Source organism: Pseudomonas sp. FP597 (genome assembly GCF_030687435.1).
GTDB lineage: Bacteria > Pseudomonadota > Gammaproteobacteria > Pseudomonadales > Pseudomonadaceae > Aquipseudomonas > Aquipseudomonas lactucae.
This window is the reverse complement of sequence record NZ_CP117432.1, coordinates 2,013,272-2,039,173: the sequence shown is the minus strand read 5'-3', so window position 1 is coordinate 2,039,173 and position 25,902 is coordinate 2,013,272. Positions and strand designations below refer to the sequence as shown.

General features: G+C 61.0%; 25 protein-coding genes. 8 read left to right on the top strand and 17 right to left on the bottom strand.

Translation table 11 applies throughout. The features are described from left to right. Window positions 1-52: 52 nt before the first annotated feature. The 8 genes from PSH66_RS09555 to PSH66_RS09520 form a co-directional block, all read right to left on the bottom strand. Window positions 53-871, bottom strand: a complete 819-nt coding sequence (locus PSH66_RS09555; RefSeq protein ID WP_305428901.1) for a DUF4892 domain-containing protein — start codon at window positions 869-871, stop codon at window positions 53-55. Window positions 872-973: 102 nt separating this feature from the next. Then, a complete protein-coding gene (locus tag PSH66_RS09550) occupies window positions 974-1,828 on the bottom strand; it encodes an alpha/beta hydrolase (protein WP_003172845.1) in 855 nt (284 codons plus the stop codon). Then, the gene (locus PSH66_RS09545) at window positions 1,825-2,628 is read right to left on the bottom strand and encodes an alpha/beta fold hydrolase (protein ID WP_003172844.1); all 804 of its coding nucleotides are present in this window, start codon (window positions 2,626-2,628) and stop codon (window positions 1,825-1,827) included. Before PSH66_RS09545 ends, PSH66_RS09550 begins: the two co-directional genes overlap by 4 nt. A gap of 97 nt (window positions 2,629-2,725) precedes the next feature. Then, window positions 2,726-3,169, bottom strand: coding sequence for a hotdog fold thioesterase (locus PSH66_RS09540; RefSeq protein WP_003172843.1), 444 nt, complete (start codon window positions 3,167-3,169; stop codon window positions 2,726-2,728). 30 nt (window positions 3,170-3,199) lie between these two features. Further along, window positions 3,200-4,849: an AMP-binding protein gene (locus PSH66_RS09535; protein ID WP_305428899.1), complete on the bottom strand. Its 1,650-nt coding sequence runs from the start codon at window positions 4,847-4,849 to the stop codon at window positions 3,200-3,202. A gap of 85 nt (window positions 4,850-4,934) precedes the next feature. Then, a complete protein-coding gene (sixA, locus tag PSH66_RS09530; RefSeq protein WP_003172840.1) occupies window positions 4,935-5,384 on the bottom strand; it encodes a phosphohistidine phosphatase SixA in 450 nt (149 codons plus the stop codon). Next, window positions 5,381-5,728, bottom strand: a complete 348-nt coding sequence (locus PSH66_RS09525) for a DUF4389 domain-containing protein (protein ID WP_305428897.1) — start codon at window positions 5,726-5,728, stop codon at window positions 5,381-5,383. The genes sixA and PSH66_RS09525 overlap by 4 nt, the downstream gene beginning before the upstream one ends. Before the next feature lie 10 nt (window positions 5,729-5,738). Continuing rightward, complete coding sequence (locus PSH66_RS09520) at window positions 5,739-6,764, bottom strand: NAD(P)H-dependent glycerol-3-phosphate dehydrogenase (protein WP_141063709.1); 1,026 nt, start codon at window positions 6,762-6,764, stop codon at window positions 5,739-5,741. Window positions 6,765-6,959: 195 nt separating this feature from the next. On the opposite strand from PSH66_RS09520, the gene PSH66_RS09515 reads away from it, so the two are divergent. The 5 genes from PSH66_RS09515 to fabB all read left to right on the top strand — a co-directional run bounded on the left by PSH66_RS09515 (window position 6,960) and on the right by fabB (window position 13,908). Next, a complete protein-coding gene (locus PSH66_RS09515) occupies window positions 6,960-9,080 on the top strand; it encodes a TonB-dependent receptor plug domain-containing protein (protein WP_370694828.1) in 2,121 nt (706 codons plus the stop codon). Between the two features lies 1 nt (window position 9,081). Continuing rightward, entirely contained in the window at window positions 9,082-10,011 is a 930-nt protein-coding gene (locus PSH66_RS09510; RefSeq protein ID WP_305428894.1) for an ABC transporter substrate-binding protein, read from the top strand. Next, a complete protein-coding gene (locus PSH66_RS09505; protein ID WP_305428893.1) occupies window positions 10,008-11,909 on the top strand; it encodes an ATP-binding protein in 1,902 nt (633 codons plus the stop codon). The genes PSH66_RS09510 and PSH66_RS09505 overlap by 4 nt, the downstream gene beginning before the upstream one ends. 250 nt (window positions 11,910-12,159) lie before the next feature. Continuing rightward, a complete protein-coding gene (fabA, locus tag PSH66_RS09500; RefSeq protein WP_003172830.1) occupies window positions 12,160-12,675 on the top strand; it encodes a 3-hydroxyacyl-[acyl-carrier-protein] dehydratase FabA in 516 nt (171 codons plus the stop codon). 12 nt (window positions 12,676-12,687) lie between these two features. Further along, window positions 12,688-13,908, top strand: coding sequence for a beta-ketoacyl-ACP synthase I (gene fabB, locus PSH66_RS09495; RefSeq protein WP_003172829.1), 1,221 nt, complete (start codon window positions 12,688-12,690; stop codon window positions 13,906-13,908). 139 nt (window positions 13,909-14,047) lie between these two features. Here fabB and PSH66_RS09490 read toward each other — a convergent pair whose 3' ends face one another. Next, the gene (locus PSH66_RS09490) at window positions 14,048-15,070 is read right to left on the bottom strand and encodes an amidohydrolase family protein (RefSeq protein ID WP_305428892.1); all 1,023 of its coding nucleotides are present in this window, start codon (window positions 15,068-15,070) and stop codon (window positions 14,048-14,050) included. Window positions 15,071-15,209: 139 nt separating this feature from the next. On the opposite strand from PSH66_RS09490, the gene PSH66_RS09485 reads away from it, so the two are divergent. Further along, window positions 15,210-15,626 (top strand): OsmC family protein, encoded by a 417-nt coding sequence (locus tag PSH66_RS09485; protein ID WP_003172826.1) that lies wholly within the window; start codon window positions 15,210-15,212, stop codon window positions 15,624-15,626. A 64-nt stretch (window positions 15,627-15,690) separates the two neighbouring features. After that, a complete protein-coding gene (locus tag PSH66_RS09480; protein WP_305428891.1) occupies window positions 15,691-16,557 on the top strand; it encodes a pirin family protein in 867 nt (288 codons plus the stop codon). A gap of 97 nt (window positions 16,558-16,654) precedes the next feature. On the opposite strand, the gene PSH66_RS09475 is transcribed toward PSH66_RS09480, so the two are convergent. From PSH66_RS09475 to PSH66_RS09460, 4 genes are all read right to left on the bottom strand, one after another. Next, window positions 16,655-17,383, bottom strand: coding sequence for a dienelactone hydrolase family protein (locus PSH66_RS09475; protein ID WP_003172823.1), 729 nt, complete (start codon window positions 17,381-17,383; stop codon window positions 16,655-16,657). Window positions 17,384-17,449: 66 nt separating this feature from the next. Continuing rightward, window positions 17,450-19,354 (bottom strand): molecular chaperone HtpG, encoded by a 1,905-nt coding sequence (gene htpG / locus PSH66_RS09470; RefSeq protein WP_003172821.1) that lies wholly within the window; start codon window positions 19,352-19,354, stop codon window positions 17,450-17,452. Window positions 19,355-19,443: 89 nt separating this feature from the next. After that, entirely contained in the window at window positions 19,444-19,896 is a 453-nt protein-coding gene (locus PSH66_RS09465) for a PaaI family thioesterase (protein ID WP_078823813.1), read from the bottom strand. Beyond that, complete coding sequence (locus PSH66_RS09460) at window positions 19,893-20,369, bottom strand: PaaI family thioesterase (protein ID WP_003172819.1); 477 nt, start codon at window positions 20,367-20,369, stop codon at window positions 19,893-19,895. Before PSH66_RS09460 ends, PSH66_RS09465 begins: the two co-directional genes overlap by 4 nt. Before the next feature lie 158 nt (window positions 20,370-20,527). Here PSH66_RS09460 and PSH66_RS09455 point away from each other — a divergent pair, with 158 nt between their 5' ends. Continuing rightward, window positions 20,528-20,779, top strand: a complete 252-nt coding sequence (locus PSH66_RS09455) for a hypothetical protein (RefSeq protein ID WP_003172818.1) — start codon at window positions 20,528-20,530, stop codon at window positions 20,777-20,779. A gap of 104 nt (window positions 20,780-20,883) precedes the next feature. Here PSH66_RS09455 and PSH66_RS09450 read toward each other — a convergent pair whose 3' ends face one another. The 4 genes from PSH66_RS09450 to sucC all read right to left on the bottom strand — a co-directional run bounded on the left by PSH66_RS09450 (window position 20,884) and on the right by sucC (window position 25,797). Beyond that, the gene (locus tag PSH66_RS09450) at window positions 20,884-21,621 is read right to left on the bottom strand and encodes a DUF599 domain-containing protein (RefSeq protein ID WP_003172817.1); all 738 of its coding nucleotides are present in this window, start codon (window positions 21,619-21,621) and stop codon (window positions 20,884-20,886) included. A gap of 180 nt (window positions 21,622-21,801) precedes the next feature. Next, the gene (brnQ, locus tag PSH66_RS09445; protein ID WP_141063716.1) at window positions 21,802-23,115 is read right to left on the bottom strand and encodes a branched-chain amino acid transport system II carrier protein; all 1,314 of its coding nucleotides are present in this window, start codon (window positions 23,113-23,115) and stop codon (window positions 21,802-21,804) included. Between the two features lie 634 nt (window positions 23,116-23,749). After that, complete coding sequence (gene sucD, locus PSH66_RS09440) at window positions 23,750-24,631, bottom strand: succinate--CoA ligase subunit alpha (protein ID WP_003172813.1); 882 nt, start codon at window positions 24,629-24,631, stop codon at window positions 23,750-23,752. Beyond that, window positions 24,631-25,797 carry an ADP-forming succinate--CoA ligase subunit beta gene (gene sucC / locus PSH66_RS09435; protein ID WP_003233235.1) on the bottom strand — a complete coding sequence of 389 codons (1,167 nt, stop codon included), beginning with the start codon at window positions 25,795-25,797 and terminating at the stop codon, window positions 24,631-24,633. The genes sucD and sucC overlap by 1 nt, the downstream gene beginning before the upstream one ends. Window positions 25,798-25,902 lie beyond the last annotated feature (105 nt).

The window sequence follows — 25,902 nt, the reverse complement described above, 5'->3', positions numbered from 1 at the left end:
TCCGTAGGAAGAAAGCTTAGGCGAACGGCGCGGGTCCGTTCGCCTGGGATCGTCAGCGTATCAGATGCAGGTGCAGGCCTTTGCTTTCACCGGTGCCGGTTTCCAGTCGCGCGGCGCGTACGCCGTTGTCGACCAGGGCCTGGCGCCAGGCTTCGGCGTTCGGCCCGGTCAGGCTGACGCGTAATGTGGTGTCGAGGTTCAAGCCACGTGAAATCAAGGTGAGCCAGGTGACGTCAGGCTCGGCGCCCAGTGCCGGGAAGTCCAGTTCACCGGTGCTTTTCAACTCGCGCAACAGGGTCGCCGAGGTGGGCAGCAGATCGCCCAGCGGCGCACTGGCGTCCATTTGTTCAACATGCAGGTAGGCGCGTCGGTTACCGCGTGTAATGCCATACAGAGCGATCAGGGAATTGGCCTGTGGCTCGGCCAGGCGCAGCAGCAGGTATTCCTGCTGTCCATCGGCACCGACCAGCTTGGCGTTGCCGAACACTTCGTTGGCCCACAAGCTGCTCTCGCCGCAATCGCGGGCCTTGCACCAGAACAACAATTGCGCGCCGTTGGCCTGCAACGCCTCGCGGGTGGCGGTGAACGCCGCGCTCGAGCTGTGTTCGGCGGGCATCTCGTAGGTGATTGCGGTGGTCTGGCCGCGCGCGGTGGCCTGGCCTTCATAACGCAACTGGCCGCTGATCTTGCGAATCGCGCCCATGGGGTAGATGCGTTCTTTTTCTTCAGCGGGGCGGTAATCGACGATTTGCGCATCGACCTGACGGGCCACGGTGGGCAGGTCCTGGCTACCGGGTACATCGGCGGCAAACACCAGAGGGCTGAGAAGGCTCAGCCCGAGGACACGGATACATCCGTTACGCACGCTCATAAGATCAACGCGCCTTGGCCATCGGAGGTCGCAGCGGTGTTGAGATCGTTCATGGTTGACTCCCTTTCAATCCGCCCAGCCTCGGCAGTTGACCGCGCCAAGTCAAGGCGCGGAGAAGAACCGATTGAAACAGTCTGCAACAAGGATCGCGCCAGGCTCGTCGTTCAGGTGCAAATGATGGCCACCCGGCAGAGTCGTCACGGTAAAGGGTAGCTGAGAAAGCAATTCGGGATGTTTCGCCAGCATCCCGTCGGCAGCCACCACCAACTGCGTAGGGCAACCCACTCGTCGCACGAAGGCCATGGCTTGTTCATCGGTCAGACGCATCGGCGACGCCAGGGTCAAGCGGCTGTCGGTACGCCAGGTGTAACCACCCGCCACCGGCATCAAACCGCGCTGGGCCAGCAGTTCGGCGGCTTCGCGGCTGACCGCCACCAAGCCTTTCATGCGCGCTTCGACCGCACGATCCAGGGTGCTGTAGACCGGCTTGCGCTTGTCCCGCAGGTTCAATTGCGCCTGCAAGGCCATGCCCAGCCGCTCGGCAGCGTTGTCACCACTGGCAGTGGGCGGGATGACGCCGTCGATCAAACCCAGGTGCGTCACGCGTTCCGGTAATGCCCCCGCCAACACCAAGGACACGATGGCACCGAGGGAGTGGCCAAGTAATGCAAAACGTTTCCAGCCCAGTTGCTCGGCCACTTGCAGCACGTCAAAGACGTAATCCCACAAGGCGTACCCGGCACCCGCAGGCCGATGCGCCGAATGCCCATGCCCGGCCATGTCCAGCGCGACGATGCGCAATCCCTGCAGTTTCGGCGCCAGGCGCGCAAAGCTGTTGGCGTTGTCCAGCCAACCATGCAGGGCGATCACCGGCAAGCCGTCTTCAGGGCCGAACAGGTGGGCGGCCAATTCGATATGCGCCAGGCTCAGGCGGACTTCTTCGACCGGCGTGCTCATGCGCAACTGCGCTCGCGGGCCTGCCAGCGGGCGAACAGGTTCTTGATCAAGGCCGCAGTGTCCTGGGGGCGTTCAAGCGGGAACATATGCCCGCCGGGCATGGTGAGCATTTCCCCCATGGGCAGACGGACGACGCCGCTGGCATGGTGACGCATCACCACCCGGCTCTGGCGACCGCGCACCACCGCCAGCGGCACCTTCAGCTGGCGCACCTGGCCGGGGCTGGTATGGGGCACGCCTCGGTAGATACTGATTTCGGTGGCCGGATCGAAGCGCAAACGCAGACGGTCGCCCGCCTGGTACAAGCCATGTTGCAGGTAGGCTTCGAAACAGTCCGGGTCGAAACCACGAAACAGGGTCTTGCCGGCAAAGTAGCTGCGCGCAGCGTCCAGGTCGCTGAATTCTTCCCGACGGCCCAGGGTGCGCCCGGCCGGCGTCAGGCGGTCGATGAAGCCCAGGCGCTTGGCAGCGCGGATCACCCAGCGGTCGGCACGGGTCAGCACCGGCGAGTCGAGCATCACCACGCCGCGATACAACTGCGGGCAACGCAGGGCCGCGTGCAGATGCAGAACGCCGCCCAGGGAATGGCCCACGCCCCACACCGGTTCCGGCTGCTGCTGTAGATGGTGGATCAACTCGTCCACCAGGTTCTGCCAGTTATCGTCCACCGGAAACCTGGGGTCGTGGCCATGCTGCGGCAAGTGGGCGACCGTGTACTGCGGCGACAACGCGGCAAACAACTTGCCGTAGGTGGCCGAAGGGAAGCCATTGGCGTGGGCGAAAAACACAGGCTGCGACATACCGGACCCATCACTGAAAACAGAAGTGAATTGTCACCATGCCGGGTCGATGCAGCAATGACTGTAACTGCCAGGAATGATGACACTCACGCCACACCTATCGCGCCGGCGGGTTCTCGCCCAGAGGCACCACGGCCATGGTCAGGCGCGAGACACAGCTGGCCTTGCCATCCTCGCTGGTCAGGCGGATGTCCCACACCTGGGTGGTGCGGCCGATATGGATCGCCCTGGCCACTGCCGTCACCCGCCCGCTGCGCACGCCGCGCAGGTGGTTGGCGTTGACTTCCAGCCCCACGCAATAGAATTTGCTGGTGTCGACGCACAGGTAGGCCGCCATGGAGCCGAGGCTCTCGGCCAGCACCACCGAGGCGCCACCGTGCAGCAGACCGTAGGGCTGATGGGTGCGATGGTCGACCGGCATGCTCGCGGTCAGGGATTCGTCGTCAAAGCTCTCGAAGCGAATATCCAGCAATTCACCAATGGTGTTTTTCTGGACGGCGTTGAGTTGTTCGATATTCGGTTGGGTGCGCCACAGGCTCATGCGATTGTCCTTATTAATTTTATTACGCCCCTAATCCTGCCACACAACCGCCTCGGAACGCTCGCTCCAGGCCTGAAAATATCGGCCGTAGGTCGACTCGATCACGTTGCGGCGGATTTTCAGGGTCGGCGTGAGGAAGCCGTTTTCCACCGCCCAGCTGTCTTTGACCACCACCAGTCGGCGCAGGCGCTCATGCTTGTCCAGCGTCTGGTTGACCTGTTCCAGCCAGCGCTCAAGGCTACTGCGCGATGCTTGCCGATCGTGCTCCAGCGCCGACAGCACGCACAAGCCGATCGGCGCGGGAAGGCCATCGCCGACCACGCACACCTGTTCGATGCGCGCATGTTCGGCCAGGCGATTTTCGATCGGCGCCGGGGCCACATATTTGCCTTTGCTGGTCTTGAAGATCTCCTTGAGCCGTCCGGTCAGGCGCAGGCGGCCGTCGGCATCCTGCTCGCCTTTGTCACCCGTGCGCAGGAAACCATCGGCAGTGAGTGTCTCAGCGGTTTTTTGCGGGTCTTTGAAATAGCCAAGCATGGTCGCGTCGCTGCGCACCAGTACTTCACCCGACGGTTCGATCCGCACCTCGACGCCCGGGCATGGCTGGCCGATCCAACCGATTTTCTGCGCGCCAGGGCGGCACACGTGGGAGTAACCGCAGCTCTCGGTCATGCCGTACACCTCAAGCACGTCCAGGCCCAGGCGCCAATACCAGTGCAGCAGTGCTTGCGGCACCGGCGCCGCGCCAGACAGCGCAATACGCAACGCATCCAGGCCCAAGCCGACAAGCACCTTGTGGCCCACGCGCTTGCCGATAAACGGCAGGCGCAGCAAGGTGTCGAGGCGCTTCTGCGGGATCTTGGCGTAGACCCCCATCTGGAATTTGGTCCAGATGCGCGGCACGCCAAACAGCGCGGTCGGCCGCGCCCGGCGCAAGTCCGTCAGGAAGGTGTCCAGGCTCTCGGCGAAAAACACGGTTTGCCCGGTATAGATCGAGGCCATCTCCACGAACATCCGTTCCGCCACGTGGCACAGCGGCAGATACGACAGCAAGCGGTCGTCCTCCCCCAGGCCAAACAACTCAGCGCCGTGGGTGGCGGCGAAACCCAGGGCACCGAAACTGTGCATCACGCCTTTTGGCAGGCCGGTGGTGCCGGAGGTATAGATGATGGTTGCCAGGTCGGCGGCCGCAGGCGCGGGGTTGTCCTGGATCGCTGAACAAGCCTGCAGGTCGGCCCAGGTGAAGTCGAACGCGCCCGCCGGGCACAATGGCAGGCTGATGGTCGGCACGCCGTCAGGTACGCCTGGGGCCATGGCGGGCCAATCGTCGAGCTTGCCGACAAACACCAGCGCCGCCTCGCAATGCCTGAGTACATGGGCGACCGAGTCAGCGGTGAGGTTGGGGTAAAGCGGCACCGAGACATGCCCGGCCATCCAGATCGCCAGGTCGGCGATGATCCAGTGCGCACAGTTTTTCGAGATCAGGGCAATAGGCGAGCCCTGGGGCAACCCCTGAGCGCGCAGCCAGTTCGCCGCGCAACGGGCCTGGCGGCCGACATCCGCCCAGCCAAAGTGTTGCACCTCGCCCCCGCCCACCGGCTGGACCAGAAAGGTCTGGCGCGGGTGGCGCGCCTCTCGCTCGAAAAAAACCTGCAACGGCAAACGAACAGCGACGGGCATGGGACGCGCTCCTGTGTGGTCCGACCATAGCCAACCAAGCACTTGCTTGGTTGACTGTATAGCACACACAAAGCCGCGACATCGATTATGGGTTTTTCACACTCACCAGGCTCATCAGCCCTGCCAGCGGGAAGTCGCCTTCCAGCTCCGCCAGGCTGGCGGTGTACATCGGTTGCGGTTGGCGCTGATGACCATGCTGCAGAAAGCTGATCAGGTTGCCGACCAATGGTTGATGGCTGACCAGCAGCACATTGTCATCGGTGTCGAGCTTTTCCAGCACCTGCACTGGGTTGCCTTCCGGGGTCAGCCACGGCACGGTGCGGATCTGAGCTTCAAAACCCAGGGCTTCGCGCACCAGTTGCGCAGTCTGCTGCGCCCGTACGTAGGGGCTGGCAATGATGGCGCTCAGCGGCTGGCCGATCAGGTGCGCCGCGCTGCGTAACACGTCGCCACGGCCATGCTCGGTGAGGTTGCGTTCGGCATCCGTACGGGCATGCCCTTCGGCCTCACCGTGACGCAGTATCCACAGCTTCACAGTTTTGTCTCTTCATCGCGCACCGGATGCGGCGCCGGCGGCACGCTGTGAGCGGCTTCGCCCTCGGGCGCGCGCGGGGTTGGCCAATCGGCGAACGGCCAAGGCTTTTGCTCGCTGTGGAAACTGCCGAAGCGGCCGATCTGTGCAAGGAACTGGCTGAGGCTGTCGCCAAAGTTCATCAGGCCCAGGTTCGGCGCACCGTAGACCAGGCGGTAGATCAATTGCACCACGACCAGCGCGCCAAGAAGGAACTGCGCCACTTGCCACACCAGGGCAAACACCAGCATCCAGAGGACGCGCAGCACAATGGACTCGTACTTGGGAGCTGCTTTCGGATCGTTCATGACGCGTTCCTCAGTTGAAACCACTGGTGGAAATAAAGTCGACGTCGGTTTTCGGCTCGGCCCGCATCAGCAGTTCGATGACCTGGTCCAGCGTGCGTCCTTCAAACAGGATCGCGTGCAGCCCGGCGACCAGCGGCATGTACACGCCGACTTCCTGCGCTTTGGCCTTGAGCACCTTGAGCGTGTTGACCCCTTCGGCCACCTCGCCCAGGCGCGTCACCGCATCGTCCAGGCTCAAGCCTTGGCCGAGGGCGAACCCGACCTGATAGTTGCGGCTTTTGGGCGACGAGCAGGTGACGATCAAGTCGCCCACGCCCGCCAGCCCCAGGAACGTCATGGGATTGGCGCCCTGGTTCACCGCGAAGCGGGTCATTTCCGCCAAGGCGCGGGTGATCAGCATGCTCTTGGTGTTTTCGCCCATGCCCAACGCCACCGCCATGCCGGCGATGATCGCGTAGACGTTCTTGAGCGCGCCGCCCAGTTCGACGCCAAAGCGATCGCCACTGGCATATACACGGAAGGTGCGACCATGCAGCACCGCCTGGACGCGCTCGCACAAGGCCTCGTCTTCACTGGCGACCACGGTGGCGGTCAGCGCGTGTTCGGCCACTTCCCGCGCCAGATTAGGCCCCGACAGCACGCCAATGCGTGCCTGGGGAGCGATCTCTTCAAGGATTTCGCTCATCAACTTGAAGGTCTGCGCCTCGATGCCCTTGGTCAGGCTGACCAGCATTTTGCCCGCCAAGCGCTCAGCGTGAGGCGCCAATACCGACCGCAAGGCGCTGGACGGCAGCGCGACAAAGCACAAGTCGCAATCGGTCAGGGTGGTTTGCAGGTCGGTGACCGGCTCGACCGCCGGATGAATCTTGATGCCTTTAAGGTAACGAGGGTTTTCCCGATGCACGCGGATGGCCTCGGCTTGTTCGGGATCACGCATCCACTGGCGTACCGGGCGACCGTTCTCGGCCAGCAGGTTAGCCACGGCGGTACCAAAACTTCCGCCTCCCAGGACCGCAATAGGGCGCTGTTCAGTCATATGCAATCCGTTAATCCATACCAGTGGCGATGGCCGCATTATACGGAGCGGCCCGCTTGCGGCCAGCCCCTGTGTCAATTCGTGCGTCTGTCGGAAAATGCCATGCCTGTGTGAACTAATTGCGAGGGCGCTGACTGGCAAATAACCCCGCCTCGGTTAACATGGGCGGCTATCCGTCATTATCAAGGCCGTGTCGTGTATCTGGGCCCTCCTCCCCGTTCATCCCTGTTGCTGATGCTGCTCTGCAGTGGCGCCGCGCTGGCCGACGATTTGTTCCTCGACAGCCAGCCACTGCCCCAGGTATTGACCGCCACGCGCCTCAAGCAATCGGCCGCCGCCGTGCCCGGCAGCATGACCGTGATCGACAGCGAATTGATCAAGGCCAGCGGCGCGCGGGACATCAGCGAGCTGCTGCGCCTGGTACCGGGGATGATGGTGGGCTACACCACCGGCAACCAGGCCGCGGTGAACTACCACGGCACCAGCGCCAGCGATGCGCGGCGCATGCAGGTATTGATCGATGGCCGCTCGGTGTATCGCGCGGGCCTGGCCACGGTGGACTGGAGCGATATCCCGGTGGCCATGGAAGATATCGAGCGCATCGAGGTCTTCCGTGGCCCCAACACCGTCAGCTACGGCGCCAATGCGCTGATGGCGGTAGTGAATATTCTGACGCGCTCACCGGCCAACAGCCACGGATCGCGGGTCAAGGTCATTCGCGGTGAACGGGGGATCAACGACGTCTATGCCAGCCAGGGCGTGGGCTGGGAAACTGGTGATTTGCGCTTGTCGCTGTCCGGGCAACAGGACGATGGCTTTGACAGCGATGCCACCGGTGCCGACCGGCGTGACAGTCGACGTATCAGCCGCTTCAGTCTGGCGGTCAGCCAGGCGCTGAACGAGCAGCAAAGTATCGACTGGCAACTGGACGCCAAGGAAGGCACTAATCAACGTCCTTATACGTACATCCCTGTATTCGCCGGGATTACCGAAGGCGGCGACAATTCCGATGTCGCTGCCAAGGACTACGCCGGCTCACTGCGCTGGAACTTCGACTTCAACCCCGAACACAGCCTGTACATCCAGGGCTCGGCCCAGCAATGGGATCGCCGGCAAACCTGGAAAGCCTGCGACGCCAAGGTCTCGTTCAGCCCCGAGCTGACCCAGTTGTGGCAGCTCAACCCCAATTACGCCGAACGGCTGGCGCGGCACATGGACACCTACAGCCAGGGCACCGCGCCTCCCGGCAGCGCCGCCGAGCAGGTCCTGGCCAACCAGGTGCTGGACCAATGGCGCAACGGTGCCAACCAGAGCGTGTGCGGCGACATCGATCAAAGCACCCGCGAAAGCCGCTATGACCTGGAGATCCAGGACACTCTCAGCCTATCCGACAGCCTGCGCCTGGTCAGCGGCATGAACTACCGCTATGACCGCGCCGATTCCGACACCTACTTCAACGGCACCCTGGACGACACCACCTGGCGCCTGTTCGGCCAATTGGAATGGCGCGCCAGCGAACATTGGCTGTTGCAGGGCGGCGCCATGTATGAAGACACGCACTTGAGCGGGAACTCGCTGACGCCACGGGTCGCGGTCAACTACCTGATCAACCCGCGCCACGGCCTGCGCGCGGTGTACTCCGAGGCGATCCGCTCGCCGGACATGTTCGAGAACAACGTCAACTGGAGTTACCGCGTCAACCGCCTCAGCTCGCCGACCTATGGGCAGGATTCCGGGCAGTATTTCGTGAAGACACGCGGCCCGGGCAACCTCGACAAAGAACTGATGCGCTCGCGGGAGTTGGGTTACAACGGGTTCTTTGCCGACAACGGGCTGAACCTGGACGTGAAACTGTTCTACGACGAAATCACCGACATGATCAGCTCACCGCTGCGCAACAACCAATACATCGCCAGCAACGCCAACAGTTCGCGGTTTACCGGCGTCGAATCGCAAGCGGACTGGCGCGTGAGCAACACCGACCGCCTGCGCCTGACCTACGCTTACGTCGACGCCACCGCCAGCAACCCGCTGGACAAAGCGCAGACGGCGCGCAACAGTGGCTCGGCCGGATGGTTGCGCGAATGGGGCCAGGGTTGGTCCAGCGCACTGTTCTACTATGGCGACGACGCGCTCAACGACTATCGCTTCGAACGCGTCGACCTGCGGGTGGCCAAGCGTATCGCCCTGGGCAAAGCCAATGTGGAACTGGCCGGCATGCTGCAACAACGCCTGGATGACCAGCCCACCACCTGGGCGGATAACAACTACGACCATCGCCATGTGCTCTACTTCAGCGCGGAGTTAGAGTTCTGACATGGGCGCCTCGTCACGGATGACCGTCTTCTTTATCTATCGGCTTTGGCGCTGCAGTGTGCTGCTGGCCGGCCTGCTGCTGATCGCGCCTGCGTGGAGCGCCGACATCCTGCTGACCGCCGCCGAAGACGGTGAGGGGGTGCGAGCGTTTACCCAGGCCCTGGCCAATCAACGTCCCGAAGACCGCGTCACCTTCACGCCCCTCAAAAACCTGCCGACACCCAGCCGACTGCCGGCCACTACACGCCTGATCCTGCTGGACTTGCCGGGCCTGGACTGGCGCCTGCAAGAGACCCAGGGCCCGCCCACCCTGGTCATGCGCATCAGCCGGCTGCAAGGCCATCAACACCTGGGCAGCGCGCCGCATGCACAGGTCAGCCTGTTATGGAGCGACCCGCCGCTTGCGCGGCAATTGCACCTGATCGCCAGCATCCTGCCGCAGGCACGACGCATCGGCGTGCTCTACGGCACCGAGAGTGAATTCCTGCTGCCGGAGTTGCGCCGGCACGCAGCGGCGCTGGAGCTGGAAATCGTGCCGCAGCGCTGGGACAACACCAACGACAGCCGCCCGTTGCAGAATCTGTTCAGGAACAGTGACGTGCTGCTCGGTCTCGACGACGCGCAGCTGTACAACCCGAAAACCGCGAAAAACCTGTTACTGAGCAGCTACGCCCAGCAACTGCCGCTGGTGGGCCCCAACGCCGGCTTCGTCAAGGCCGGCAGCCTCGCCAGCACCTACAGCGACCAGGCCGACTGGCTGGCGGTGCTTGACCGCTTGCTGGACCAACCCCCGGCCACCTGGCCGCGCGCGCTGTACCCGGAACACTTCAAAGTCGTGGGCAACCCGCAGGTCGCGCGCTCACTGGGCATCGAACAGGTCGACGAAACCAGCGTCGCCGCCCGCCTGGCCGAAGGAGAAAAACGCCCATGACCTTGCGTCGTCGTTGGGACATCAACACCCGCACCCAGCTCATCACCCTGGGCCCGGCACTGCTGCTGACGTTGCTGTTGATCAGCTTCTTTACCTTCGTGCGTATCCAGGACCTGCGCCAGGAACTGGACCACACCGGCCAACTGATCGCCAACCAACTGGCACCCGCCACCGAATACGGGGTGATCTCCGGCAACAACGATGTGCTCGAAAGCCTGCTGCGCGCCACCCTGGCCACGCCCCATGTGCGTTTCCTGGAGATCCAGGACAGCACCGAAAACATACTGGTCTACGTCGAACAGCCGTCGGACAAACACGACCGTTCATTGTCGGTGAAGGTGTTCCAGGCGCCGATTCGCCTGCAGCATATCCAGCTGGGTAATGACTTTTTCCAGGACAACCTCAGCGAACCCAAGGCACCGCGTGCCGACTATCTGGGCAGGGTGATCGTCGGCATGTCCAATGACGCGTTCAGCCAACGCCAGCAGGAGATCCTGTTCAAGGCCGGGATCCTCGCGTTGTTCGCCCTGTTGTTTACCTTCCTGCTGGCCCGACGCCTGGCGGCCAGCCTGTCGCAACCGATCAGCGCCATGGGCCACGCGGTCAAGGCCATCCAGAAAGGCGAATACAAAACGGCGCTGCCGATCGTGGATGACTCGGAGCTGGGCGACCTGTCGCGGCATATCAACAACCTTGCCGAAGGCCTCAACCAGGCCAGCCGCGAACAGCAGCAGGCCATGGCCCAGTTGATCCAGACCCGCGAAGAGGCCGAGCGCGCCAACAACGCCAAGTCGGACTTCCTGGCCATGATGAGCCATGAACTGCGCACCCCGATGAACGGCGTGCTGGGCATGTTGCAGTTGCTCGAAACCACCGAGATGACCGAGGAGCAGACCGAATATGCGGCCCTGGCCTCCGAGTCCACCGAGCATTTGCTCAAGGTGATCAACGACATCCTCGACTTCTCGCGCATCGAACGCGCAGCCCTGCAACTGGAACATATTCCGTTCAACCTGGCCGACCTGATCAACAGCTGCGCCCAGGCGTTCCAGCACAGCGCCCAGCAGCGCGGGCTGACGCTCACGCTGGGAGTTGCGCAGGGCTTGGAAGCGCTAAAGGTTCAGGGCGATCCGACGCGTATCCGACAGATCCTGGTGAACCTGATCGGCAACGCGCTCAAATTCACCGAGCACGGCACGGTCAGCGTCGAGTCTGATTGGCAGCCCCTTGACCATGAGCTGGTGTGGTTCACCTGCATCGTGCGCGACAGCGGTATCGGTATTTCCACTGAGCGCCTGGAGCGGATGTTCGATGCGTTCCAGCAAGCCGACAGTTCCATTTCAAGACGTTACGGCGGCACCGGCCTGGGCCTGCCCATCGCACGCACCCTGGCCGAGCGCATGGGCGGCACCCTGCGCGCCGAGAGCGAAGAAGGTCTTGGTTCGGTGTTTACCCTGGAAATCCCGCTGGCCATCGACCAGCACAGCCTTCCGGCAGTCGCCGCCGACGCTGGCGGCAAAACCGGCGCGGGGGATGGCCGCCATGTGTTGTTGGTGGAAGACAACCCGGTCAACCGTACGGTGGTCGAGGCCATGCTGCGCAGCCTGGGGTTTGAAGTGAGCCTGGCCACCGACGGCGCCGAAGCGATCCGCAGCGCCGAGAGCCTGATCTTTACGGCAATCCTGATGGATTGCCGACTGCCCCTGATCGATGGCTACGAGGCCACGCGACAGATTCGCCAGCTGCCGGGATGCGCCGACCTGCCGATCATCGCGCTGACCGCCAACGCCTTGCAGGGCGACCGGGAAGCTTGCCTGGCAGCGGGAATGAACGATTACCTGGCCAAGCCGTTCAAACGTACCGATTTGCAGCAAATCCTGCAGCGCTGGGTGCAATAGCTCCGGGCCATTATGCCAACTGTGACTGGCGTGAAAGGCGAAAGTGCGGCAGTCTTAGGCACCCAAACGGGTCGACAGACAGGCCCGGTTTAAAATTTCAGTGAACAAGTGTACATTCAGTGCCTTGACGCTGTGACTTTCACTACAACGCAATAGTCTATGAGTAGGCTGCCGACATGAGGCATGAACGCTTCATTCGGTTCGGGAAGATTTGCCCTACCCTGCCGCATGGGATTATTGAGGAGCTCGCATGACCAAACAAAACGCCTTTACCCGGGAAGACCTGCTGCGCTGCAGTCGCGGTGAGCTGTTCGGCCCAGGTAACGCGCAACTGCCCGCCCCGAACATGCTGATGGTGGATCGCATCACCCATATCAGCGAAGAGGGTGGCAAGTACGGCAAAGGTGAATTGGTCGCCGAGCTGGATATCAATCCGGACCTGTGGTTCTTCGCCTGCCATTTCGAAGGCGACCCTGTGATGCCGGGCTGCCTGGGCCTCGACGCCATGTGGCAACTGGTCGGCTTCTTCCTCGGCTGGCAGGGCCTGCCCGGCCGCGGTCGCGCCCTGGGTTCGGGCGAAGTGAAGTTCTTTGGCCAGGTCCTGCCGACCGCCAAAAAAGTCACCTACAACATTCAAATCAAGCGCGTCCTCAAGGGCAAGCTGAACCTGGCCATCGCCGATGGTTCGGTGAGCGTCGACGGTCGCGAGATCTATACTGCCGAAGGCCTTCGGGTCGGCGTATTCACTTCCACTGACAACTTTTAAAGGGTTATCCGCATGCGCCGCGTCGTTATCACTGGTCTGGGCATCGTTTCTTGCCTGGGCAATGACAAAGAGACCGTCACCGCTAACCTGCGTGCAAGTCGCCCTGGCATCCGCTTCAACCCGGAATATGCCGAAATGGGTCTGCGTAGCCAGGTTTCCGGCTCCATCGACCTGCCTCTCGAAGAACTGATCGATCGCAAGATCTATCGCTTCGTCGGCCACGCTGCCGCCTACGCCTACCTGGCCATGAAGGATGCGATTGCTGACTCCGGCCTGAGCGAAGACCAGGTGTCGAACGTACGTACCGGCCTGATCGCCGGCTCCGGCGGCGCATCCACCCTGAACCAGATGGAAGCGCTGGACATCCTGCGCGAAAAAGGCGTGAAGCGCGTTGGCCCGTACCGTGTAACGCGGACCATGGGCAGCACCGTTTCCGCCTGCCTGGCCACGCCATTCCAGATCAAGGGCGTGAACTACTCGATCTCCTCCGCCTGTGCCACCAGTGCTCACTGCATCGGTACCGCTGTCGAGCAGATCCAGTTGGGCAAGCAGGACATCGTGTTCGCCGGCGGCGGTGAAGAAGAGCATTGGAGCCAGTCGTTCCTGTTCGACGCCATGGGCGCGCTGTCCACGCAGTACAACGAAACCCCGGAAAAAGCCTCCCGTGCCTACGACGCCAAGCGTGACGGTTTCGTCATCGCCGGCGGTGGCGGCATGGTGGTGGTCGAGGAGCTGGAACACGCTCTGGCCCGTGGTGCCAAGATCTACGCGGAAATCGTCGGCTACGGCGCTACTTCCGACGGCTACGACATGGTTGCGCCAAGCGGTGAAGGCGCCATCCGTTGCATGCAGATGGCGATGTCCACTGTCGATACCCCGATCGACTACCTGAACACCCACGGCACTTCGACTCCAGTCGGCGATGCCAAGGAAATGGAAGGTGTGCGTGCGGTATTCGGCGACAAGGCTCCGAAGATCAGCTCCACCAAGAGCCTGTCCGGTCACTCCCTGGGCGCCGCCGGCGTTCACGAAGCGATCTACTGCCTGCTGATGATGGAAGGCAACTTCATGGCCGGTTCGGCCAACATCGACGAGATCGACCCGGTCGTCGCCGATATGCCGATCCTGACCAAGACCGTTGAGAACGTCAAAATCGACACCGTGATGAGCAACAGCTTCGGCTTCGGTGGCACCAACGCCACCCTGGTACTGAAACGCTGGCAGGGCAAGTAAGCCCTGTAGCTTGATCCATGAAAAAGCCCCGACTGGTTCGGGGCTTTTTTATGGGTGACCCTATTTGAAACGTGCGTGCCGATGTGTAGCAGCTGTCGAGCCTTGGCGAGACTGCGTTGGCGGCATGTCTGACACACCACTAATGTGCCGAGCTATCACGCGCAGTCTTCGGCAGGACCGCCAGAAAGTTATCCCTCGCCACCTTGCGGGCAATGTCCTCGGGCAATGCGTCAAGGAAAGGGTCAAAGCGGCGCATTTCCTTACCCAGCTTATTGAAACGCCCGACGACGTCCGAGCCCAGCATGAACCGGTCCGGGAAGCGCTCCACCAGCTTTACCCACTCCGGCCGGGGCTTGCCCGCCTCGTCCAGCAAATACGGCGTGAGCATGCTCCAGGACAGGTCAATGTACAGATTGGGGTAAGCCTCCAACAGGCGATCCAAGGTGGGCAATAAAAAATCCAGTTGCACCTGATGCCGGTGGATCTCCTTGCTGGTGCCCGCATGCGCCCAGATAAACCGGGTATGTGGATGGTTGCGCAGCGGCTGCTCCACTTCGGCCAGGTACAGCGGGTTGCGCTCGCGCTTGGAGGTGATATTGGAGTGCAGCATCACCGGCAGGTCGTTTTCGGCGGCCAGGTGATAGATGCGTGTCATGGCTTCGTTGTTGGCGCGCGGGGTGTCGCCGGATGTCAGGGCCGTGAGGTCGTCGTGCCGGGTGAAGACCTCGCCAATGCCCTGCCACAGCCCTGGGTTGAGGTCGAGCATGCGCTGGATATGTGCGTCGGAGTTCTTGTCATTGGGGTTGAAGCCGCTCAGAAACGGATGGAAGTGCTGACGCTGCTCGGCGGTGAGCTTGTTCACGGCGGCGGCGACGATCACATCCGTGGCGCTGTACCAATAGGCATCGGCATCATCACCCGCGTAATAGCGCGGACGCTTGGGCTCGTCTTCGTGCCATTTCTTCGCCACGGGAATGCCGGAAATCATCACATGTTCGATGCGATGTTCCTGCATGGCCTTGAGCAAGTTGTCCATGCCTGCCGTTTCCTGGAAAAAATCCACGTAATGCAGGTGCGCATCGCTGTAGGCATAGTCGCGGGCCTGCACGGCAAGGCTGCTGGCGCCCAGTAACAAGGCAAGACTCAGGTGGGTCCAGGGCACGGTGAAACCTCGATAGGGGCTGATACGGGTAGACCTTCAGCAACCCGCCAGGGTTCATCGAGGGAAAACACGGAACACCGGGGTGCCCGCATGCTCTATAACTGCATGACCTTCATCCTGCCACTCCATGAGGTTCGCCATGCCTGTTACCGTGAATACGCTGAACGCTGAAAACTTCCGCCACAGCGTCAACATCAATAACCACGAGCTGTTTACCGACCTGCCCAAAAGCCTGGGCGGCGACGACTCTGCGCCCTCCCCCCATGATTACTTCGATGCCGCACTGGCGTCGTGCAAGGCCCTGACCGTCAGGCTGTATGCACAGAAGAAAGACATCCCGCTCACCGGCGTCACCGTAGAAGTCACCCACGATGCCGCCGAGGAGCAAAAGGGCAAATACACACTCAACGTCAAACTGACCCTCAAAGGCGTGCTCACCGACGCACAACGTGACGAACTGCACCGCGTGGCCGACAAATGCCCCGTGCACAAGCTGATGACCACCGCCGAGATCAACATCCAGACCACGTTGTCGGAAGGGGCTTTCAGTCAATAGCAGCAGTCTCTCGCCGAGCGGGTTATGCTCAACGCGAACTAACCCGCTCAGATTGGGACGCACCATGACCCCCCTCACCGTGATCCGCCCTCGCCAGGAAGATGTCGAAGGCCAACCGATCCTGCGCCCGCTGCCATCGCGAGAATGTCGCAGCGTCGGGCCCTTTGTGTTTTTCGACCATATGCTGCCAACCCGCTATGCAGCGGGCAGCGGCATGAATATCCGCCAGCACCCGCATATTGGGCTGTCCACCCTCACCTATCTGCTCGAAGGCGCGTTGCAGCACAAGGACAGCCTGGGTTCCGATCAGGTGGTACAGGCCGGCGATGTCAGCTGGATGACCGCCGGCAGCGCGATTGCCCACGTGGAACGCACGCCCGAGGCGCTCAAGGCCAGCGGGTTCAGCCTGCACGGGTTGCAAGTATGGCTGGCCTCACCCAAAGACCATGAAACGGGACCGGGGCATTACAGCCATCACCCGGCGGCGAGCCTGCCGGTGAGCGATAACCTGGGTGTGCACATTCGCCTGATCGCCGGCAGTGGGTTCTGCCTCAAATCGCCGGTACCGGTGCTGTCGCCCACGTTATATGCCGAGGTACGGATGCAGACGGCAACCACCCTGCTGATCCCGGATGAGCATGAGGAACGCGCGCTGTACGTGCTGGCAGGTGACGCGCAGCTCGACGGCGAACCGTTGCAGGCGCAGAGCCTGGTGGTATTGCCGAGCGGACAGGCGATGACCGTGTGTGCCGACTCCGATTGCCACCTGGTGGTGTTTGGCGGCGCGCCGCTGGATGGACCGCGGCGGATCAATTGGAATTTTGTCGCGAGCGATCCCGCGGTGATCGAGCGGGCGAGGCAGCGCTGGGCGGCTGGGGATTGGCCGACGGTGCCGGGTGAATCCGAAAGAATTGAGTTGCCTGTGAAATAGTCATCGGGGGCAAGCCCCCTCCCACATTTTGATCTGTGAACACATTCAAGGTGGGAGGGGGCTTGCCCCCGATGGCGCCAGAACAGGCGCTAGAGATTTAGCCCTTGAACACTTCATCCAACAAGTTATGCATCGACCGGAAGGCCCGTGCAGCAGTCTTTGCGTCGTACATCATCTTGCCTGGCACATTGGCGTCGGGGTCGGTAAAGGAATGCACCGCGCCGCCGTAGCTCAGCAGTTGCCAATCCACGCCCGCCGCGTTCATTTCATCTTCAAACGCCGGCAGCTGTTCTTTGGGCACCAGCGGGTCGGAGGCGCCATGCAACACCAGCACCGAGCCCTTGATGTTGTTGGCGTCCGCCGGGTTTGGCGTGTCGAGGGTGCCGTGGAACGACACCGCAGCCTTCAATGGCGCGCCCGTGCGGGCCAGCTCCAGCGAGCAGCAACCGCCAAAGCAGAAGCCGAACGTCGCCAGCCTGGAGGTATCAACAGCCGCTTCGGTCTGGCCTTGCAGTTGCTCAAGGGCCGCCTGCATGCGCTTGTTCAGTAACGGCCGGTCATTCTTCAACGGCATCATCGCCGCCCCGGCTTCATCGCCATTCGACGGACGCACAGTTTGCCCGTACAGGTCGGCGATCAGCACCACGTACCCCTTGCCGGCGACGCTTTTGGCGATCTCTTCAGCACCGGCACTCACGCCCATCCAGTTCGGCGCCATCAGCAGGCCCGGCAAGGGGCCCTTGTGGCTCGCATCGAACGCCAGGCGGCTCTCATAAGACTGGCCATCAATCTGATAGACCACGGAACGCACAGTGACTTGGCTCATCATTCTCTCCAGTTGAGGTGCACTAGAACGAAAAAACCCGCCGAAGCGGGTTTTTCTACAACGGTGTTAAACCGACAGTTCAACCAACAGCTTGTTCAGTCGGCGCACATAGGCGGCCGGATCTTTGAGGCTGTCGCCAGCGGCCAGGGCCGCTTGGTCGAAGAGGATGTGCGACAGGTCGCCAAACCGCTCTTCGCTCTGCTCGCCGTCGAGTTTCTCGATCAGCGGGTGAGCCGGGTTGAATTCGAAGATCGGCTTGGAATCCGGAACCTTCTGACCGCTGGCTTCGAGGATCTGACGCATCTGCATGCCCAGGTCCTGCTCGCCGATGGCCAGGATCGCCGGGGAGTCGGTCAGACGGTGGGAAACCCGCACTTCGCTGACGGCATCGCCCAGGGCAGTCTTGATCCGCTCAACCAGGCCTTCTTTGGCCTTGGCGGCTTCTTCGGCTTCCTTCTTCTCTTCTTCGGAGTCCAGGTTACCCAGGTCCAGGTCACCACGGGCCACGTCGACGAAGGTCTTGCCATCGAACTCGCTGAGGTAGCTCATCAACCACTCATCGATACGGTCGGTCAGCAGCAGCACTTCGATGCCTTTCTTGCGGAAGACTTCCAGGTGCGGGCTGTTCTTGACCTGCGCGTAGGTTTCGCCGGTCAGGTAGTAGATCTTGTCCTGACCTTCCTTGGCGCGCGCCAGGTACTCGGCCAGGGACACCACTTGCTCGCCGTCTTCGCCTTGAGTCGAGGCAAAACGCAGCAGACCGGCAATTTTTTCCTTGTTGGCGAAATCTTCCGCCGGGCCTTCCTTCATGACCTGGCCGAAGTTTTTCCAGAAGCCCTTGTATTGCTCAGGCTCGTTCTTCGCCAGTTTTTCCAGCATGTCGAGGACACGCTTGGTCAGCGCCGACTTCATGGAGTCGATGATCGGGTCTTTTTGCAGGATCTCCCGCGACACGTTCAGCGACAGGTCATTGGAGTCGACAACGCCCTTGATGAAGCGCAGGTACAGCGGCAGGAATGATTCCGCCTGGTCCATCACGAACACACGCTGTACGTAGAGTTTCAGGCCTTTGGGCGCTTCGCGCTGGTACAGGTCGAACGGCGCACGGGCCGGCACGTAGAGCAGCGAGCTGTATTCCAGCTTGCCTTCGACCTTATTGTGGCTCCAGCTCAGCGGGTTCTCGTAGTCGTGGGCGATGTGCTTGTAGAACTCCTGGTATTCCTCATCCTTCACTTCGGTGCGAGGACGGGTCCACAGGGCGCTGGCACGGTTGACCACTTCCCATTCCTGGGCGGAAGCCTCTTCGCCTTCGGCGGCTGCCTGTTCTTTGGGCAGCTCGATCGGCAGCGCAATGTGGTCGGAGTACTTCTTGATGATGTTGCGCAGGCGCCAGCCATCGGCAAATTCGTCTTCACCGTCTTTGAGGTGCAGCACGATGCGCGTGCCGCGATCAGCCTTGTCGATCGTGGCGATTTCAAACTCGCCCTCGCCTTTGGAGGCCCAGTGCACGCCTTCGCTGGCGTCAAGGCCGGCACGGCGGCTGAACACTTCAACCTTGTCGGCAACGATGAAGGCCGAGTAGAAGCCCACGCCGAACTGGCCGATCAGGTGCGAGTCTTTCTTCTGGTCGCCCGACAGGTTCTTCATGAAATCGGCGGTGCCGGATTTGGCGATGGTCCCCAGATGGGTGATCGCATCGTCACGGCTCATGCCGATCCCGTTGTCTTCGAGGGTGACGGTCTTGGCGTCCTTGTCGAAGCTCACGCGGATTTTCAGTTCCGCGCCACCTTCCAGCCACTCCGGCTTGGACAGGGCTTCGAAACGTAATTTGTCGACAGCGTCAGAGGCGTTCGAGATCAATTCGCGAAGGAAGATTTCCTTGTTGGAATACAGCGAATGGATCATGAGGTGCAGCAGTTGCTTCACCTCGGTCTGGAAGCCCAGGGTTTCCTTTTGAGTTTCCACACTCATGGTCATCAAACTCCAATTGGATGGCAGTGGCCGCCCCCGAAAGGGTTGGCGGCGGGTTGTCATCAAAGTTGGGGGCTAAGACCAGGATTTCAAGGGCGAGCCGGTTCCTCGATTTTGAAATGCGCACGAGCGGTGGCAATCGGTTCCGCCTGGGTGCTTTGCCAGGCGGTAATCGCCACATTCGCCACTCGTCGCCCCTGGCGCCACACCTGGCATTTGGCGTAAGTGTCGCGAAACTGCCCGGCGCGCAGGTAATCCAGGGAGAAGTCGATGATTTTCGGCAGGCCCGGCGCACCGGTAAACACCAGCAGATGCAGCGCTGCGGATACTTCCATAAAGCCGGCAATCACCCCGCCGTGCAGCGCCGGCAATATCGGGTTACCAATGTTGTCCTTGTTGGCGGGCAGGCGAAACAGCAAATCGTCGCCTTGCCGGGTGCATTCGACGCCAATCAGCTTGGCGTAGGGGATCAGCGCCAGCAGCGCTTCATAGCTGCCCCGCGTGTGAGCCTGTTCCAGCCGGGTCTTGAATCGATGCGTCATGCCTGCTCTCCCTTGATCGTGCTGCCCAATCCTTGGGAGCCCTTGAGGCGTTTGCCCATGCGCATGAACGTACCCACCCCATGGGCGATGGGCTGTTCCGGGTCGTCCTGATAAGCGACGCCACGGGTAAAAATCACGTCGGTGGTCACCCGATAGCATTGGGCGAAGCCGTACACCGGTTTATGCGGTTCGGCGGGATGCATGTAATCGATACGCAGGTCGAGGGTCGGGCACACCTCGAATTCCGGCAAAACGCACAGGGTAGCCATGCCGCACGCCGTATCCATCAGCGAGGTCAAGGCGCCGCCGTGGATCACCCCCGTCTCCGGGTCGCCTACGATAGCCGGCGCATAGGGCAGCATGAGTGTCATGCCCTCCTCGCTTGCCGCATGCACGCAAATGCCCAACACCTGGCAATGGCGCAACGCGCCAACAAAGCGCCTGGCACGTGCTAACAGTGAGTTTTCGGTCATTGGTCCAGACTCTTATATGTTGGGTATCCGCTGAGTAGGCGGTGCGGGTGAAAGTTCCTTGGCGCACGCGGTATATATATCTGCGCAATAAAAGGAACTAATGCTGAGCCCTCAGGCTCGAAAGGCCAGTAGATATCTTCAATAAGGAGAAACACCCCATGCGCAAGACTTTAGCTATTTCCATGATGCTCGCCGCTGCCCTCGGCCTGGCTGCCTGCGACAAAAAATCCGAAGACAAAGCCCAAGACGCTGCCGCACATTCCGAGCAAGCTCAGAAAGACATGGCCAAGGCTCAGGATAAAGTGAACGACGCTGCGAAAGAAAACGCCGAAGCTGCCAAATCTCAGGCTGAATCGAACGAAGCTGCCGCAAAAGAAGCAGCACCTGCTACCCCTGCCACCGGTTCCTGATACCGCGGCTTGAAGTAGCTTGGCTGCATAAAGAAAGCCCGCTTAGATAGCGGGCTTTACTTTGTCTGCTGTTTTTATTCGCTGCGTTAATACGCCGACGCGGACTAAGCCGTCTCTTTAACAGTGTCGGACAGCGTCGTATCCGTCTGCGTATACACCATCACTTGCAGTACGTCGGAATGAAACTCGCGGCGATACAGCACGAACACCACCCCGGCACTCATCAACATGAACAGCCAAGGGCTGACGAACCACGCCAACATGGTCATGCCGAAGTAATACGCGCGCAGGCCAAAGTTGAACTGGTTGGCGGCCATGGAAATCACCCGCGCCGCGCGCAACGCAAACGCCTTGCGCTCCTGCTCCGACACCAGCCGCTCACCGATCATCGGCGCCGACCCCACCAGCACTGCCGCGAAGTTGTACTGGCGCATGCACCAACTGAACGTGAAGAACGCATAGACAAACACCAGCGCCAGGCACAACAGCTTGATTTCCGACATGCCCTGGGACGCCTGCTGCACCATGGGAATATCCGCCAGCAACGACACGGCCCGCTCGGAGGCGCCGAGTACAGTGAGAATGCCGGCGAGGATGATCAAGGTGCTGGAGGCGAAGAACGAGGCATTGCGCTCCAGGTTGCCGATCACGCTGGCATCGGCGATACGGTTGTCCCGCAGCAGCATCCGACGCATCCAGTCCTCGCGGTACAGATGCAACACACTGGCCAGGCAGGCCGTGTCGCGGGCCTTCCAGGTGGCATAACGGGTGTAGCCGCCCCAGCACAGGACGAACCAGAGCGCGGCAAGCAGGTGGACTTGGTTGGTTTCGATGAACGACATGCGGGCCCTATGACAAGGTGAATGATGGCGGAATGCGGTCCAACCGTGGGAGGGGCGGTGCGACCTGCTCCTTCCCACACTGACCGAGTTCAAACTTTAGAAGGTCGTCGCCTATTAAGCATAAAAAATGCCCCGTATCGATTGATACGGGGCATTTCAGTAGCGCCTGTGATCCGCTGGTTATGCGATCGCTTCGCTGCGTTTGCCGAGCAGACGGTCAATCACCACCGCCACAACCAGGACCATCACCGACGGCACCAGCCAAGCCAGGCCTTGTTCGCTCAACGGCAGGTTGGCCAACGGCGAAGGCATCCAGCCCGCCAAGCCCGCGCCCTTGAGCGCATCGATGCAGCCGAAGATGAACGACACCAGCATCACCGGGCCAACGATACGGCCCTGCTCCCGCCAGAAGTCTTTGCAGAAGCTCAGCGCCACCAGCACGATGCACGGCGGGTAGATCGCGGTCAGCACCGGAATCGAAAACGCGATCAGCTTGGTCAGGCCCAGGTTGGACACGAACAGCGAGAACAGCGCCAGGATCACCACCAGGGTCTTGTAGGACAGCGGCAGGATGCGGCTGAAGTATTCGGCGCAGGCGCAGGTGAGGCCCACGGCGGTCACCAGGCACGCCAGGGAAATCAGTACCGCGAGAAAGCCGCTGCCCAGGGAGCCGAAGGTGTGTTGCACATAGGCGTGCAATACGGCGGCGCCATTGGCAGCACCAGCCGCCACTTCATGGCTGCCCGCCCCGAGGCGGAACAGGCTGATGTACACCAGCGCCAAACCTACACCGGCAATCAACCCGGCAATGATCGCGTAACGCGTGATGAGCTTGGGCGACTCGACACCACGAGAACGGATCGCGTTGACGATCACGATACCGAATACCAGCGCGCCCAGGGTATCCATGGTCAGGTAACCATTGATAAAGCCCTGGGAAAACGGTGCGGCCACGTATTCCGGGGTGGCGACCCCCACTTCACCGACCGGCAACACAAACGCGGCAATCCCCAGGATGGCCAGGGCGATGATCTTCAACGGCGCGAGGAAGCGACCCACGGTGTCCAGCAGACGGCCTGGGTACAGCGAGACGAAGAACACCACCAGAAAGTACACCGAGCTGTAGAGGAACAGTGCCAGCGGGCTCTCGCCCGTCAGCGGCGCCAGGCCGACTTCAAAGGACACGGTTGCGGTACGCGGGGTGGCGAACAGCGGGCCTACCGCCAGATACGCCGCCGCCGCGAGCAGGCCACCGGCGATCTTGCCGATCGGGCTGCTCAACGCGTCCATACCACCGCCGACCTTGGCCAGGGCGATCACGGTGACCACCGGCAGGCCGACCGCAGTGATCAGGAAGCCCAACGCTGCCATCCAGACGTGAGGCCCGGACTGCAAACCTACGATAGGCGGGAAAATGATATTGCCGGCGCCCACGAACAGGGCAAAGGTCATAAAGCCCAACGCCAGGATGTCCTGGCTTTTCAACACTTTCATTTAAGGAAATACCACACTGCTGAATCGGAATTTAGAGGGGGATTCCCTGTGGATGAGGGAAATACCGCCGGCCCTGATGGGGCCGGCCGGTCTAGCGCGGAGCTTCCTTTTGGGAGGCGCACGCATAATAGAGGCGGCCAGGGTACAGAATTAGCTTGAAGAACGCACTGTTGCGGGGCGGACTGTCCGATAAGCGACATCTGAATGTCGCGTTTTCATACTTTATTTTGGTAATACGATCAAATGTGGGAGGGGCGGTGCGACTTGCCCCCGATGGCGGTGGTTCAGTCAATACATCAGGTGACTGGCATACCGCTATCGGGGGCAAGCCCTAATGCCAGCCAGTTAAGAGACAACACTGTATCTGTGGCGAGGGAGCTTGCTCCCGTTGGGCCGCGAAGCGGCCCCTCTCTTTGTTTACACAGAATGGGACTGCTGCGCAGTCCAACGGGAGCAAGCTCCCTCGCCACAGGTCACTTTTTACCCCTTCAAAGCCTTAACTGACTGGCATTAGGGCAAGCCCCCTCCCACATTTGCATCCCTGCCAACCTCAGGGAATTTTGCTGAACCCAAAATGCACAAAGGCCACCCGAAGGTGGCCTTTGTGTGGTGAAGCGTCAGCTAAGCGCGAGGCTTACTTGACAGCCCAACCGGTCAGCTCGGCCAGGGCCTTGCCGATGTCTGCCAGCGAACGCACGGTTTTAACGCCTGCGTCTTGCAGTGCAGCGAATTTCTCGTCCGCAGTGCCTTTGCCGCCGGAGATGATTGCGCCAGCATGGCCCATGCGCTTGCCCGCAGGGGCAGTCACACCAGCGATGTAGGAAACAACCGGCTTGGTCACGTGAGCCTTGATATAGGCAGCCGCTTCTTCTTCAGCCGAACCGCCGATCTCGCCGATCATCACGATCGCTTCGGTCTTAGGGTCTTCCTGGAACAACTTCAGGATATCGATGAAGTTGGAGCCTGGGATCGGGTCACCGCCGATGCCGACGCAAGTCGACTGACCGAAACCGGCGTCAGTGGTCTGCTTCACAGCTTCGTAGGTCAGGGTGCCGGAACGGGAAACGATACCGACTTTACCTGGCAAGTGAATGTGACCTGGCATGATGCCGATCTTGCATTCGCCTGGGGTGATCACGCCTGGGCAGTTAGGGCCGATCAGGACTACGCCCAGTTCGTCGCACTTAACTTTAGCGTCCAGCATGTCCAGGGTAGGAATGCCTTCGGTGATGCAGACGATCAGCTTGATGCCGCCGAATGCCGCTTCCAGGATGGAGTCCTTGCAGAAAGGAGCTGGAACGTAGATCACGCTGGCGGTGGCGCCAGTGGCAGCTACAGCATCTTTCACGGTATTGAACACTGGCAGGCCCAGGTGCTCGGTACCGCCTTTGCCCGGCGTTACGCCACCAACCATCTTGGTGCCGTATTCGATGGCTTGCTGGGTGTGGAAACTACCTTGCGAACCGGTAATACCCTGGCAGATAACTTTGGTGTCTTTATTGATCAGGACGCTCATTATTTGCCCTCCGCAGCTTTGACAACTTGTTGAGCAGCGTCGGTCAGGCTGGTAGCCGCGATGATGTTCAAACCGCTTTCTGCCAGTACTTTAGCGCCCAGTTCAGCGTTGTTACCTTCAAGGCGCACAACAACCGGGATTTTAACGCCGACTTCTTTCACTGCGCCGATGATGCCTTCGGCAATCATGTCGCAACGAACGATGCCGCCGAAGATGTTGACCAGTACTGCAGCGACGTTGGAGTCGGACAGGATGATCTTGAACGCTTCGGTAACGCGTTCCTTGGTAGCACCGCCGCCCACGTCGAGGAAGTTGGCTGGCTTGCCGCCATGCAGGTTGACGATGTCCATGGTACCCATGGCCAGGCCAGCACCGTTGACCATGCAACCGATGTTACCTTCCAGGGCTACGTAGTTCAGTTCGAACTTGGCAGCGTGCGCTTCGCGCGGATCGTCTTGCGACGGATCGTGGAAAGTCTTCAGCTTAGGCTGACGGTACATGGCGTTGGCGTCGATGTTGATCTTGGCGTCGAGGCAGTGCAGATCGCCGTCAGCCTTGATCACCAGCGGGTTCACTTCCAGCAGGGCCAGATCGTGGTCCTGGAACAGTTTGGCCAGACCTACGAAGATCTTGGCGAACTGGGCAACTTGCTTGCCTTCCAGGCCCAGCTGGAAAGCCAGCTCGCGACCCTGGAACGGCTGAGCGCCAACCAGTGGATCGATAGTGGCTTTCAGAATTTTTTCTGGGGTTTCGTGAGCGATCTTCTCGATGTCCACGCCACCTTCGGTGGAAGCCATGAACACGATGCGACGGCTCGAACGGTCAACGACAGCGCCCAGGTACAGCTCTTTAGCGATATCAGTGCACGATTCAACCAGGATCTTGGTGACTGGCTGGCCATTGGCATCAGTCTGGTAAGTCACCAGACGCTTGCCCAGCCACTGCTGTGCGAAGGCCTTGGCGTCTTCTTTGCTGCGAACCAGCTTAACGCCGCCCGCTTTACCGCGACCACCTGCGTGGACCTGGGCTTTGACAACCCACTCGGTGCCACCGATTTTGTCGCAAGCTTCTGCTGCTGCTTCCGGGGTGTCTACTGCGTAGCCCTTGGAAACTGGCAGGCCGTATTCAGCGAACAGCTGCTTACCCTGATACTCGTGAAGATTCATGCTTTTTACCGTCTTCGTTAGGTACTGCGCATTCGGCGCTGCGCTCATTATGAGTGCCGCGCCACCTGTGACTGCTGCTTGCGCAACTTGCAGGGCTTATGGCCC